The following is a 13316-nucleotide window of genomic DNA, read 5'->3' as shown; positions in this document are numbered from 1 at the left end:
GCAACATTATATTGTTTCAAACCAAAAACCGGAAATGGGCCGTCCGAAGACGGCCCGGCCCCGACAAAGCCTAGTGCGCCTGCTCCCAGTTCTTGCCGACGCCCACTTCCGCCACCAGCGGCACGCGCAGCGTCGCCACGTTGCACATCAGGCGCGGCAGCGCTTCCTTGACCACTTGCAGCTCGTCGTCGGGCGCTTCCAGCACCAGTTCATCGTGCACCTGCATGATCATGCGCGTCTTCAGGTTTTCGGCGTCCAGCCAGTCCTGCACCGCCACCATCGCCATCTTGATAAGATCGGCCGCCGTGCCCTGCATGGGCGCGTTGATCGCCGCGCGCTCGGCGCCCTGCCGGCGCGGACCCGACGCCCCCCGGATTTCCGGCAACTGCAGCCGGCGTCCGAAGACGGTTTCCACGTAGCCCTGCTCGCGCGCCAGGCGCCGCGTGTTCTCCATGTACATTGCCACGCCCGGATAGCGCGCAAAGTAGCGGTCGATGTAGGCCTGCGCGGCGTCTCGCGTGATGCCCAGGTTGGATGCCAGGCCGAACACGCCCATGCCGTAGATGAGACCGAAGTTGATGGCCTTGGCGGCACGGCGCTGATCGGTCGTCACGCCTTCCAGCGGCACGCCGAACACTTCGGAGGCGGTGGCGCGGTGGATGTCCTCGCCCGCCGCGAAGGCGCTTTGCAGGTTGGCATCGTCCGAGACGTGCGCCATGATGCGCAGCTCGATCTGCGAATAGTCCGCGGACAGCAGCATGCCCTGCTCGGCAATGAACGCCTCGCGAACGCGCCGGCCGGCCTCGGTGCGCACGGGAATGTTCTGCAGGTTGGGATCGGATGACGCAAGGCGCCCGGTGATGACGGCGGCCTGGGAATAATGCGTATGCACCCTGCCCGTTGCCGGATTGATCATGCGCGGCAACTTGTCGGTGTACGTCGACTTCAGCTTGGACAGCCCGCGGTACTCCAGCAGCACCTGCGGCAGCGGGTAGTCCAGCGCCAGCTTGCTCAGCACTTCCTCGTCCGTGGACGGCGCGCCGCTCGCGGTCTTGCGCACCACCGGAAGCTGCATGCGGCCGAACAGGATCTCGCCCAGCTGCTTGGGAGAATTCAGATTGAACGGCTGGCCCGCCAGTTCGTAGGCCTTCTGCTCGAGCTGCAGCATCTCTTGCCCCAGCTTGTTGCTCTGGCGGCCCAGTTCCGCGGCATCGACCTTCACGCCGTTGCGCTCGATGGTGGTCAGCACCGCCGACACCTGCATTTCCAGGCGATAGATGCGCTCCAGCCCCGCGTCGGCGGCGACCATCGGGCGCAGCACCTGATGCAGTTGCAGCGTGAAGTCGGCGTCCTCGGCCGCGTAATGCCCGGCCTTGTCGACCGCCACCTCGTCAAAACCGATCTGCTTGGCGCCCTTGCCGCACAGATCCTCGTACGACACGCCGCTGCGGCCCAAAAAGCGCTGCGCCAGGTCGTTCAACCCAACGCCGCGATGCGACTCCAGCACGTAGGCCTGGAGCATGGTGTCTTCGGCGGCGCCCGCCAGGCGGATGCCTTCGTTGGCGAACACGTGCGTGTCGTACTTGGCGTGGTGCAGCAGCTTGGCGCGCGCCGGGTCTTGCAGCCACGGCTTGAGCCGTGCCAGCACCTCGTCCTTGGGCAACTGGACGGCGCCATCCGGCCCCCGATGCGCGACGGGGATGTAGCAGGCCACGCCAGGCGCCACCGACATCGACAAGCCCACCAGCCGGGCCTGCATTTCGTCCAGCGACGTCGTTTCGGTATCCAGCGCAACCAGCGCAGTCTGCTGCACCAGATCCATCCAGGCGTCGAACGCCGCCCAGTCGGAAATGATGCGGTAGTCGGTGGTCTCGGGCGCGGCCGGCGCCTCGTGCGCGATGCGGGCGTCGCCCGCGGGCACGCGTCCGGCGTCACCGGTCAGGTCGCGCAGCCAGGTGCGGAACCCGTAGCGCTCGTACAGTTCGGTCAGCGTCGCGTCGTCGCGCGCACGCGGCGTCAGGTCATCGACGCCGTCGACGTGCCCGGTCAGATCGCAATCGCACTTGACCGTCAGAAGCTGGCGCGTCAGCGGGAAATTGGGAATGGCCTCGCGCAGGTTGTTGCCGGCCACCCCCTTGATGCCCTCTGCGCCTTCGACCAGTTTGTCGATCGAGCCAAATTCCGTAATCCATTTGGCGGCCGTCTTGGGGCCCACCTTGGTGACGCCCGGCACATTGTCGACCGTGTCACCCACCAGTATCAGGTAATCCACGATACGGTCGGGCGGCACGCCGAATTTGTTCACGACGCCTGCCTCGTCCAGGACCTCGCCGCTCATCGTGTTGACCAGGGTGACGTGGCTGTTCACCAGCTGCGCCAGGTCCTTGTCGCCCGTAGAGACGATGGTGTGCACGTCGTGCTGCGCGGCACGATGTGCCAACGTGCCAATGACGTCGTCGGCCTCGACACCCTCGATGGCCAGCACCGGCCAGCCCAGCGCGCGCACCGCGCGATGGATGGGATCGATTTGTGCTGCAAGGTCTTCGGGCATGGGCGGCCGGTGCGACTTGTACTCCGGATACAGGTCGTCCCGGAAAGTCTTGCCGCGAGCATCGAAAATACATGCGGCATACTCTGCCTTATAGTCCGATACAAGCTTGCGCAGCATATTGACCACGCCGTAAATCGCACCCGTAGGTTCGCCTTGCGCGTTGCGCAAATCAGGCATAGCGTGGAAAGCGCGGTACAAGTAACTTGAACCGTCGACCAGTAATAAGGTTTTTTTCATGGTTACAAAGGCAGATATGGATACACCCGCCGGCAAACAAATTCCGCTGATTATGTCAGAGATAAGGACGGCGGCAGACACTCGCACACATCGGGCCCGCAGTCAGCATTTTTGGTAGCGCACGAGTCAGCCGTAATTCCCCGTACTATGAAACCACCATCGCGATTTCCGCGGCCCTGGCCGAAGCAGGCTTTGCCGTCATCGCGGGTGGCGGCCCCGGCATCATGGAAGCCGCCAACAAAGGTGCATTCGAATCAGGAGGCACGAGCGTCGGCTTGAACATCAGCCTGCCGCACGAAGCGCACAACAACGAATACCAGACCATCAGCCTGTCCTTCGAGTACTTCTTCCCTCGCAAAGCGGCATTCTTCATGCACAGCTTCGCCTACGTGGCGATGCCGGGCGGCTTTGGCACCCTGGACGAACTCTTCGAAGCGTTGACGCTCATCCAGACCGGCAAGGTCCCCCCGGCCCCCATCGTGCTGGTCGGCAGCGAGTACTGGTCGGGCCTTGCCGAATGGATTGGCGATCAGGTGCTCGGCAATGGCATGATCGGCGCGCATGACCTGGATCTTTTCATCATCGAAGACGATCCCGTGAAGGTCGTGCGCAAGGTAGTCGAGTTCCACGAACGCGTGATGTCCGACGAGCAGTACGCCCCTTCCCTTCCCGCCTGATCCCGCACGCCCGTCCGGGGCCACAAGCCCCGCGGGCGCGGCCAGCCATCGTCAAGGCAATGCCCTAGGTCATGGCCTTGACGATGGCCTCGCGCGCCAGCCCCACGAACTCGCTTTCGCCGGGGCGGGCCGCTAGCAGCCGGAATTCCACCGACGGCAACGCCGGCAGGCCAGGCGCCTGCAGCCGCGCCATGCCGGCGCCAAGCGCCGATTCGTTCAGGCACGCCACGCCCAGTCCCGCCGCCACCGCCAGCTGCAATCCCGCCACGCCGGACGCCTCGTGCGACACGACATAAGGAAGGCTGCGGCGTGACAACAGCCGCTCAACGTATTGGCGCAAGGCGCACGTCTCCGGCAGGGCCAGCAAGGGCAACGGATCGGCCAGCGGCGGCGCCGCGCCCTCGCCTGCCATCCACAGCAGCGGTTCGCGCCGCAATAGCGCGCCATCGGCCCGGCCGCGCGCCGCGCCCCGCTCCTGGATGACCATGGAGATGCCGACGTCGATCTCGCCGCGCTCGTAAGCAGCCTCGATCGCCCCGCTCTTCATGATGGTGACATGCAGCCGCACCTGCGGATATTGCTCGTTCAGCCGCCGCAGCAGACGCGCGACGTCGCCGGGGCGGAAGTAATCCGTGATGCACAGGCGCAGTTCGCCGCGCAGCGCCACGCCGCGCAGGTCGCGGTAGGCCTCGTCGCTCAGGGCCAGGATGGAGCGCGCATGCGCCAGCAGGCGCTGGCCGGCGGGCGTTGCGCGCACGCCCGTCTTGCCGCGCACCAGCAGCGGCTGCCCCGCCTTGTCCTCCAGCTTGCGCATCTGTTCACTGACCGAAGACTGCGACAGGAACACCTTGGGCGCGGCTGCCGTCAGGCTGCCCGCGTCCAGCACGGCAACCAGGGTGCGCAGCTGGTCGAGGTCAAATCCGCTCACGGCCTATCCAACGGCAAATACGATGGATGAAATCGTAAATTCCCGCTTTTCCGATGTCAATGCGCTTTCTACACTGCCGCCATACCTACCCCACCCGGAGAGCCGTCATGCCCCATATCGTCATCCATCGTTCCGGCACGCCCGATGCCGCCATCGACCACCGCATCGTCGAGTCCGTCGCCGGGCTGACCCAGTCCGTCCTCGGAAAAAAGCTGCCCGTCATCGCCATCACGCTGCAGCACATTGCGCACGACCTCTGGTTCATCGGCGGGCGTCCCTTGTCGGAACTGGGCAAGAACGCATTCCATCTGGACATCAGCGTGACGGACGAGACCAACACCAAGGCCGAGAAAGCCCGCTTCATCAAGGAGATCTACGCGGCTTTCTCGGACATCCTGGGCGAGCTGCACGAATGCTCCTATGTGCACGTCATCGACGCGCGCGCGGCCGCCTACGGCTATGGCGGACGCACGCAGGAATACCGGCACCAGCACAGCGCCTCGTAAGCGGGCGGCGCCACGTCCTGCGATGCCTGGCACCCGCCCGACATGCAAAAAGCCGCGCACCCAAAGGTGCGCGGCTTTTCATTGGCCGGGCTTGTTGGCGGCAGGCTGCCGCCGGCAAGCTTAGACCGCGGATTCGCGCGCGGCGCGCTTGCGCTCGTTTTCGAGCAGGTAGCGCTTGCGCAGACGGATCGACTTCGGGGTGATTTCGACAAGTTCGTCGTCGTCGATGAATTCCACGGCGTATTCCAGCGACATCTGGATCGGCGGAACCAGGCGCACGGCTTCGTCGGTGCCGGAGGCGCGCACGTTGGTCAGCTGCTTGCCCTTGATCGGGTTCACGACCAGGTCGTTGTCGCGGCTGTGGATGCCGATGATCATGCCTTCGTACAGCGCATCGCCCGGGTTGACGAACATGCGGCCGCGATCCTGCAGCTTCCACAGTGCGTAGGCCACGGCGTCGCCGTTATCCTGGCTGATCAGCACGCCATTGCGGCGCTCGCCGATCGAGCCTTCCTTGATGGGCGCGTATTCGTGGAAGATGTGGCTCATGAGGCCCGTGCCGCGCGTCAGCGTCAGGAACTCGTTCTGGAAGCCGATCAGGCCGCGGGCCGGGATCAGGTATTCCAGCCGCGTACGGCCACGGCCGTCCGGCTGCATGTCCTGCAGATCGCCCTTGCGGCGGCCCAGCTCTTCCATGACGCCGCCCTGGTGGGCGTCTTCCACGTCAACGGTCAGCGATTCGAACGGCTCGCACTTCACGCCGTCGATTTCCTTGAACACCACGCGCGGACGCGACACGGCCAGCTCGTAGCCTTCACGGCGCATCGTTTCCAGCAGAATGGTCAGGTGAAGTTCGCCACGGCCCGATACTTCAAACACGGTGTCGTCGCCCGTGTCGCGCACACGCAGCGCCACGTTGGACTTCAGCTCGCGGTCCAGGCGGTCACGCAATTGGCGGCTGGTCACGAACTTACCTTCGCGGCCCGCCAGCGGCGACGTGTTCACCATGAAGTTCATGGTCAGCGTCGGCTCGTCGATGCGCAGCATCGGCAGCGGTTCCTGGTTGGCCGGATCCATCACCGTGCAACCGATGCCCAGGTCTTCGATGCCGTTGATCAGCACGATGTCGCCGGCTTCGGCTTCGTCCACCACGATGCGCTCCAGTCCATGGAACTTCAGCACCTGGTTGATGCGGCCGCGGCCGCCCTGGCCGTCGGGACCGAACTTGTAGGCCACTTCCATGCCGGGGCGCATACGGCCACGGTTGATGCGGCCCACGCCGATCTTGCCGACGTAGCTGTTGTAGTCCAGCGAGATGATCTGCATCTGCAGCGGACCGTTGGGATCGTCCTCGCGCTGCGGCACGTGCTGCAGGATGGCTTCGAACAGCGGACGCATGTCGCCTTCGCGCACATCCGGCGTGAGGCCGGCGTAGCCGGACAGGCCCGACGCGTACACGACCGGGAAGTCCAGCTGCTCGTCGGTGGCGCCCAGCTTGTCGAACAGATCGAACGTGGCGTTGATGACGAAATCCGTACGGGCGCCCGGACGGTCGACCTTGTTGACCACGACGATCGGCTTCAAGCCCAGGGCCAGCGCCTTGCGGGTCACGAAAATGGTCTGGGGCATCGGGCCTTCGACCGCGTCCACCAGCAGCAGCACGCCGTCGACCATGGACAGCACGCGCTCGACTTCACCGCCGAAGTCCGCGTGTCCCGGGGTGTCGACGATGTTGATGTGGGTGCCTTCGTATTCCACGGCACAGTTCTTGGCCAGAATCGTGATGCCGCGTTCCTTTTCCAGGTCGTTCGAGTCCATGACCCGTTCGGTCAGCGCCTGGTTTTCGCGGAAGGTGCCGGATTGGCGCAGCAGCTGGTCGACCAGGGTGGTTTTACCGTGGTCCACGTGGGCGATGATGGCGACGTTGCGCAAGGCGCGAGTCATAGCGAGTCCTTTAAGGTCAGGGTGGAGGGCAGCAAGCCCTCCGGCAATTCGTTCAGTGCAAGCAATGCCTGCTTCGGGTCTGGCATGGCCTGCAAGGCTTCCAGTTCAACGGCGCGTTCCAGAGAGAAGGGCCCGACGTGCGTGCGCCGCAGCGCCGTCAGGTGGGCGAAACAGCCCAGCACGCGCCCGATGTCCTGGGCCAGTGTTCGGATGTATGTGCCTTTACTGCAAGCCACATCGATCTCTGCCTGCGTCCCGGAGAGGGACAACAGCTCGATGCGGTATATCGTGATCTGGCGCGGCGGCCGCTCCAGTTCGATGCCCGCGCGGGCGTACTCGTACAGCGGCTTGCCGTCGCGCTTGAGCGCGGAGTACATCGGCGGAATCTGCTCGATGGTGCCCGAGAAACGTGACAGCGCGTCGCGCAGGGCCTGTTCCTCGACGGTAAAACCGGGTTCGGCAGTCGCCGTGACGTTGCCCGTCAGGTCGCCGGAATCGGTTTCCGATCCAAATTGCAGCGTAGCGCGATATGCCTTGTCGGCGTCAAGCATCGCGCCGGAAATTTTGGTGGCGCGACCCATGCAGCACACCAGCAAGCCGGTGGCAAAGGGGTCCAGCGTGCCGGTATGGCCGGCCTTGGCCGCATCCATGGCGCGTTTGGCGCGCTGCAAGGCGTGATTGCTCGACAAACCCACGGGTTTATCAAGCAACAGCACACCGTCGAGCGCAAGCCCGCGTCGTTTAGCCATCGTCGGAATCCGGAAAAAAAATGAAGCAGTGACGACAGCCCGATCAGGACTGGTCTTCTGGCTCGTCGGGTACGCCCGAGTGCGGGCCGGGGCGGTTTGCGCGGTCGATGAGGATCGACATCTCGATGCCACGAGCGACTTGCTCGTCGTGGAAGAAGCGCAAAGTGGGGACGGTATGGATGTGCAAAAGCTTGTAGAGCTGCGAATGCAGCCAGCCGGCCTTCTCGTTCAGCAAGGTGGCGGCGGCTTCGGGCTCGGCGCCCAAAACCGTGAACCACACCTTGGCATGCGCGTAGTCGGTCGACAGTTCCACACCCGAAATCGTGATCAATCCAGCGCGTTTGGTGTCGATCTCGCGCTGGATGATCCCGGCCAGATCCTTCTGGATCTGGTCGGCCAGCCGCAGATTGCGGCCGGGAATGGCTTTGGACTTGTGACGGCTCATTAACAATGCCTGGCGCCTGCTTTACAGCGTGCGCGCAATTTCCTTGATTTCAAAGACTTCCAGCTGGTCGCCCACCTGGATGTCGTTGTTGCCGCGCAGCGTCAGGCCGCAATCGAAGCCCGACTTGACTTCCTTGACGTCGTCCTTGAAGCGGCGCAGCGATTCGAGGTGCCCCGTCCAGTGAACCACGTTGTTGCGCAGCAGGCGGACCTGAGAATCGCGGCGCACGATGCCATCGAGCACCATACAACCGGCGATGTTGCCGAGGCGGGAGATGCTGTACACCTCGCGGATCTCGACCAGGCCGATGATTTCTTCCTTCTTCTCGGGCGCCAGCATGCCCGACATGGCGGCCTTAACTTCATCCACGGCGTCGTAGATGATGTTGTAGTAGCGCACGTCGATGCCGTTGTTCTCGGCAAGCTTCTTGGCGCTGGCGTCGGCGCGCACGTTGAAGCCGATGACGACGGCGTGCGAGGCGATGGCCAGGTTGATGTCGGTTTCCGAGATGCCGCCCACGGCGGCGTGCACGACCTGAACGCGCACTTCGTCGGTGGACAGCTTGACCAGCGATTGCACCAGCGCTTCCTGCGAACCCTGCACGTCGGTCTTGACGATAAGGGTGAGGGTCTGGGTGCCTTCGCCGAGGTTGTCGAACATCGATTCCAGCTTGGCGGCCTGTTGGCGGGCCAGCTTGACGTCGCGGAACTTGCCCTGGCGGAACAGCGCGATTTCGCGCGCCTTGCGCTCGTCGGACAGCGCCATCAGCTCGTCGCCGGCGGCCGGCACTTCGGTCAGGCCCTGGATCTCGACGGGAATCGACGGTCCGGCCGACTGGATCGGCTTGCCGTTTTCGTCGAGCATGGCGCGCACGCGGCCAAAGCTTGCGCCGGCCAGCACCACGTCGCCGCGCTTGAGCGTGCCGCTCTGCACCAGGATCGTCGCGACCGGGCCGCGGCCCTTGTCCAGACGGGCTTCGATGACCAGGCCCTTGGCGGGCGCGTCTTCCGGCGCCTTCAGTTCCAGCACTTCGGCTTGCAGCAGAACGTTTTCGAGCAGATCGTCGATGCCTTGGCCAGTCTTGGCGGACACGCCCACGAACGGCACGTCGCCGCCGTATTCTTCCGGCACGACCTCTTCGGCAACCAGTTCCTGCTTGACGCGGTCCGGGTTGGCGGCGGGCTTGTCGATCTTGGTGACGGCCACGACGATGGGCACGCCAGCAGCCTTGGCATGGTGGATGGCTTCACGCGTCTGCGGCATCACGCCGTCGTCGGCGGCAACCACCAGAATCACGATGTCGGTCGCCTTGGCGCCGCGTGCACGCATGGCGGTGAACGCCTCGTGGCCCGGGGTGTCCAGGAAGGTGACCATGCCGCGCTCGGTGCGCACGTGATAGGCGCCGATATGCTGCGTAATGCCGCCGGCTTCGCCCGCGGCAACCTTGGCGCGGCGGATGTAGTCCAGCAGCGAGGTCTTGCCGTGGTCGACGTGGCCCATGACGGTCACGACCGGCGCGCGCGGCAGCTGTTCGGCTTCGGATTGGGTGGCGGATTCGTCCAGGAAGGCTTCCGGATCGTCCAGCTTGGCGGCGATCGCGACGTGGCCAAGTTCTTCGACCACGATCATGGCCGTTTCCTGGTCCAGGACCTGGTTGATGGTGACCATCTGGCCGAGCTTCATCAATTGCTTGATGACTTCGGCGGCCTTGACGGACATCTTGTGGGCCAGGTCGGCGACGCTGATGGTTTCCGGCACGTGGACTTCACGTGCGATGAATTCCTGCGGCGCCGGCTCGTTGCGGCGGTCGTTCTGCTGGTTGCGGCCACCACGGCCGCCCGACTTGCCACCGCCCTTGCCGCCTGCACGCCAGCCATCGCGGCTGGCCGGGGCTGCCGGCTTGTCGGCGGGCTTCTTGCGCGACGAATCGTCCGACCAGGTCGACGACACTTCGGCGGTCTTGATGGTCTTCTTGGCGCCAGGCGCGGCCGGCTTGGCGTCCTTCTTGGCCGCGGGCGCGGCGCCGGGCTTGCCGGCGGGCTTGTGCAGCGTGCCGGAGATCGGCGCGGCAGCGGGCGCTTCCGGTTCCGGCGCGCGCAGCACCTTGCGGGGACGGTTCAGCATTTCGCGCAGCGCGGCAGCCTCGGCCTCGGCGGCGCGGCGGGCTTCGTCGCGGCCAGCGGTCGTGGCGGAAGCGGCCAGCGGCGGACCGGCGCGACGATTGTCGGCGCGCGAGGCTACCTTGGGCGCAGCGGCGGGCGCGGCGGCCTCGGGCTTGGCGGCGGGCTTCACGGATTCGGATTTCGCGGCAGGCTGCGCCTGGGCGACAGGCGCGGCGGCCTGGGAGGAAGATGTTTCGGACTTATTGGCTAGCACAGCAGGTTCCGGCTTGGCTTCTTCAGCCTTGGGCTCGGTGGTTTCAGTCTTGATTTCGGGCTTGGCCTCTTCGGCCACGGGCTCGGCAGGAGCAGGCGCCGGCGTCGGTTCGGGTTCAGGCTGGGCCTGAACTTCTGGCGCTTTGGCCTCGACGGGGGCGGGCGCTTCGGCCGCGACGGATTCGGTTGCCGCGGGCGCTTCGGCCGGGACGGCGGCTTCGACAGCGGCGGGCTCCTGCTGCGGCGCTTCGGCCTGGGCGGGAGCTTCGGCCTCTACAGGCGCCGTTTCGCGAGGTTCGGCGGCGGCGGGCGCCTCGGGCACTGCTGGCGCAGCCGGAGCGGAAACCTGCGGAGCGGCTTGCTCGGCAGCTTCCTCTTCGGGACGGGCCGAGGCAGCCTGCTCCAGGGCGAGTTCGGACGGGTCGCGCTTGACGAAGACGCGCTTCTTGCGCACTTCGACCTGGATCGTGCGCGAACGGCCCGTGGCGTCGGCTTGCCGGATCTCGGAAGTCTGGCGGCGCGTCAGCGTGATCTTCTTGCCTTCGGTTGCGCCGTGTGCGCGACGCAGCGATTCGAGCAATTTCGCCTTGTCGCTGTCGGTGACGGAATCGTCAACCGATTTGAGGTCAACGCCAGCCGAACGCAGCTGATCCAGCAGCACGTTGGCAGGCATTTTCAGCTCGGTAGCGAACTGGGCGACGGTATTACTCGACATTAGGCTCTCTCTTCCCTATAGGCAGCTATTACAAACAACGTGAACTTGCGGTGGACGAAGCGGCAGCATCCTCCACCGCAGACCCGTGTCCTTATGGTTATTCTTCGTCGAACCAATGGGCACGGGCACGCATGATGAGATCGCTGGCTTCCTGTTCGGTCAGACCGGCGATTTCCGCCAGTTCGTCCGTTGCCAATTCGGCCAGATCATCACGCGTATGCACTTGACGCTCGGCCAGCTTGGCGGCCAGTTCCGGCGTCATGCCTTCGAGTTCTAGCAGATCCTGTGCGGTCTCAAGGCGCTCTTCCTGGGCAATTGCCTCGGTCAGCAGCGCATTGCGGGCACGGGCGCGCAACTCATTGATGGTGTCTTCGTCAAACGCCTCGATTTCCAGCAGTTCCTGCATGGGCACGTAGGCGATTTCCTCGATACCGGTAAATCCTTCGTCGATCAGGATGTCAGCGACTTCCTCGTCGACGTCCAGCTTGCTCATGAACGTGGTGCGCAGACCCGAACGCTCGACTTCCTGGCGATTCAGGCTTTCTTCCGGCGTCATGATGTTGATCTGCCAGCCGGTCAGTTCGGACGCCAGGCGCACGTTCTGGCCCTTGGCGCCGATGGCCTTCGGCAGGTTTTCCTCGTCCACCACGACGTCCATCGCATGCTTGTCTTCATCGACGACGATGGATTCGACGTTGGCCGGCGCCAGCGCGCCGATGACGAACTGCGCGGGGTCTTCCGACCACAGCACGATGTCGACCTGCTCGCCGCCGAGTTCGTTGCGCACGGCGGTCACGCGCGAACCGCGCATGCCCACGCACGTCCCGATGGGATCGATACGCTTATCGTATGCCACGACGGCGATCTTCGCACGCACGCCGGCATCGCGGGCAGCAGCCTTGATCTCGAGCAGACCCTGCTCGATCTCGGGCACTTCGTTCTCGAACAGCTGGCGGATGAACTCGGGCGACGTGCGCGAGAGGATGACCTGCTGGCCACGCGCGGCGTGGTCCACACGCAACACGAAGGCGCGCACGCGATCGGCAACCCGAAGGTTTTCCTTAGGGATCATCTCGGAGCGCGGCAGGCGCGCTTCGATCTTGCCGGTTTCAACGATGGCGTCGCCCTTGTCCATGCGCTTGATCGTGCCGGAAACGATGGTTTCACCACGGTCCAGGAAGTCGTTCAGCACCTGTTCGCGCTCGGCGTCGCGGATCTTTTGCAGGATGGCCTGCTTGGCGGCCTGGGCACCGATGCGGCCGAATTCGATGGGCTCCAGGGGCTCTTCGATGTACTCGCCTTCCTTGATGCCGGGGACGATTTCCTCCGCGTCCGACAGCATTTCCTGCTTGTCGGGTTCTTGCAGGCCGGCCTCGTCGGGCACGACCAGCCAACGGCGGAAGCCTTCGTGGTCTCCCGTTTCCCTATCGATGGAAACACGAATGTCCGCATCATCCTTGAAGCGCTTTTTCATGGCCGAGGCCAGCGCACTTTCGAGAGCGCCGAACACGACGTCACGCGTGACGTTCTTTTCACGCGCCAAGGCATCGACCAACAGAAGAATTTCGCGACTCATCGCTTTTTGCCCTTGAAATCCAGAACGGGATCCAGTTTTGCACGCTCGATGTCTTCGACCGTGAAATTCAACACCTGGACTTCGTTCTTTTTTGCCTCAAATTCGAGACCGAACACGGTCTTGTGCATGCCAGCAGCCGCGTCGGAAGCAGCGGCGTCGTCTTCCGGCACGGTCAACGTGCCCGAGAAGACCTTGCGGCCGTCCAATGCTTCGCGCAGCTTGATTTCGATGCGCTCGCCTGCGAACCGGCGGAACTCGGCCTCGGTGCGCAGCGGGCGATCCACGCCCGGCGACCCGACCTCGAGGCGCTTGTAGTCGATGTTCTCGACCTCATAGACCCGCGACAATTGGCGGGACACCTGCTCGCAGTCTTCGATGCGCACACCGCCGACCCGATCGATCGTGACGCGCAAAAGACCCAGGGCGGCACGTTCCACGTCGACGAGTTCGACGTCCATGCCGGCCAGAGCCTCTTCGGTCAATGCGAATAAATCAGCCATATACTCAAAAAAAATGGGCTGCACGCCCAGCCCACCGATATTGCACAGAGCCCAGCCGCTTCCCTACTGCACGTAAGGAGCAATGCTGGGCAGTGCCCTATATTGCGACCTAA

General features: G+C 64.4%; 9 protein-coding genes and 1 pseudogene. 2 read left to right on the top strand and 8 right to left on the bottom strand.

Annotated elements, in window-relative coordinates:
* Positions 1-70: 70 nt before the first annotated feature.
* Positions 71-2788 carry a DNA polymerase I gene (polA, locus tag V6V88_RS07465; RefSeq protein ID WP_338618667.1) on the bottom strand — a complete coding sequence of 906 codons (2718 nt, stop codon included), beginning with the start codon at positions 2786-2788 and terminating at the stop codon, positions 71-73.
* A gap of 52 nt (positions 2789-2840) precedes the next feature.
* On the opposite strand from polA, the pseudogene V6V88_RS07460 reads away from it, so the two are divergent.
* A pseudogene (locus V6V88_RS07460) lies at positions 2841-3465 on the top strand (TIGR00730 family Rossman fold protein).
* A 64-nt stretch (positions 3466-3529) separates the two neighbouring features.
* Here the strand turns inward: V6V88_RS07460 and V6V88_RS07455 are convergent.
* A complete protein-coding gene (locus tag V6V88_RS07455; RefSeq protein ID WP_338618666.1) occupies positions 3530-4393 on the bottom strand; it encodes a LysR family transcriptional regulator in 864 nt (287 codons plus the stop codon).
* Positions 4394-4500: 107 nt separating this feature from the next.
* On the opposite strand from V6V88_RS07455, the gene V6V88_RS07450 reads away from it, so the two are divergent.
* A complete protein-coding gene (locus V6V88_RS07450) occupies positions 4501-4899 on the top strand; it encodes a hypothetical protein (RefSeq protein WP_062838644.1) in 399 nt (132 codons plus the stop codon).
* A 120-nt stretch (positions 4900-5019) separates the two neighbouring features.
* Here V6V88_RS07450 and typA read toward each other — a convergent pair whose 3' ends face one another.
* From typA to rimP, 6 genes are all read right to left on the bottom strand, one after another.
* Positions 5020-6843 (bottom strand): translational GTPase TypA, encoded by a 1824-nt coding sequence (gene typA / locus V6V88_RS07445; RefSeq protein WP_062838643.1) that lies wholly within the window; start codon positions 6841-6843, stop codon positions 5020-5022.
* Complete coding sequence (gene truB / locus V6V88_RS07440) at positions 6840-7592, bottom strand: tRNA pseudouridine(55) synthase TruB (protein WP_056322394.1); 753 nt, start codon at positions 7590-7592, stop codon at positions 6840-6842. The genes typA and truB overlap by 4 nt, the downstream gene beginning before the upstream one ends.
* 43 nt (positions 7593-7635) lie before the next feature.
* A complete protein-coding gene (rbfA, locus tag V6V88_RS07435) occupies positions 7636-8037 on the bottom strand; it encodes a 30S ribosome-binding factor RbfA (protein WP_056322392.1) in 402 nt (133 codons plus the stop codon).
* A gap of 21 nt (positions 8038-8058) precedes the next feature.
* A complete protein-coding gene (gene infB, locus V6V88_RS07430) occupies positions 8059-11127 on the bottom strand; it encodes a translation initiation factor IF-2 (RefSeq protein ID WP_338618661.1) in 3069 nt (1022 codons plus the stop codon).
* A gap of 97 nt (positions 11128-11224) precedes the next feature.
* Positions 11225-12703, bottom strand: coding sequence for a transcription termination factor NusA (nusA, locus tag V6V88_RS07425; RefSeq protein ID WP_056322387.1), 1479 nt, complete (start codon positions 12701-12703; stop codon positions 11225-11227).
* On the bottom strand, positions 12700-13203 hold the full coding sequence (gene rimP / locus V6V88_RS07420) for a ribosome maturation factor RimP (RefSeq protein ID WP_056322384.1): 504 nt from the start codon (positions 13201-13203) through the stop codon (positions 12700-12702). The genes nusA and rimP overlap by 4 nt, the downstream gene beginning before the upstream one ends.
* Between the last annotated feature and the right edge of the window lie 113 nt (positions 13204-13316).

Source organism: Achromobacter sp. E1 (assembly GCF_037039475.1).
In the GTDB taxonomy this organism is placed as follows: Bacteria; Pseudomonadota; Gammaproteobacteria; order Burkholderiales; family Burkholderiaceae_B; genus Achromobacter; species Achromobacter mucicolens.
This window is presented reverse-complemented; position numbering and strand designations above follow the sequence as displayed.

Excerpts from the sequence above, each read along its gene's own strand:
- polA (WP_338618667.1), bottom strand. The coding sequence starts at position 2,788 with ATGAAAAAAACCTTATTACTGGTCGACGGTTCAAGTTACTTGTACCGC.
- V6V88_RS07450 (WP_062838644.1), top strand. The coding sequence starts at position 4,501 with ATGCCCCATATCGTCATCCATCGTTCCGGCACGCCCGATGCCGCCATC.
- typA (WP_062838643.1), bottom strand. The coding sequence starts at position 6,843 with ATGACTCGCGCCTTGCGCAACGTCGCCATCATCGCCCACGTGGACCAC.
- truB (WP_056322394.1), bottom strand. The coding sequence starts at position 7,592 with ATGGCTAAACGACGCGGGCTTGCGCTCGACGGTGTGCTGTTGCTTGAT.
- rbfA (WP_056322392.1), bottom strand. The coding sequence starts at position 8,037 with ATGAGCCGTCACAAGTCCAAAGCCATTCCCGGCCGCAATCTGCGGCTG.
- infB (WP_338618661.1), bottom strand. The coding sequence starts at position 11,127 with ATGTCGAGTAATACCGTCGCCCAGTTCGCTACCGAGCTGAAAATGCCT.
- nusA (WP_056322387.1), bottom strand. The coding sequence starts at position 12,703 with ATGAGTCGCGAAATTCTTCTGTTGGTCGATGCCTTGGCGCGTGAAAAG.
- rimP (WP_056322384.1), bottom strand. The coding sequence starts at position 13,203 with ATGGCTGATTTATTCGCATTGACCGAAGAGGCTCTGGCCGGCATGGAC.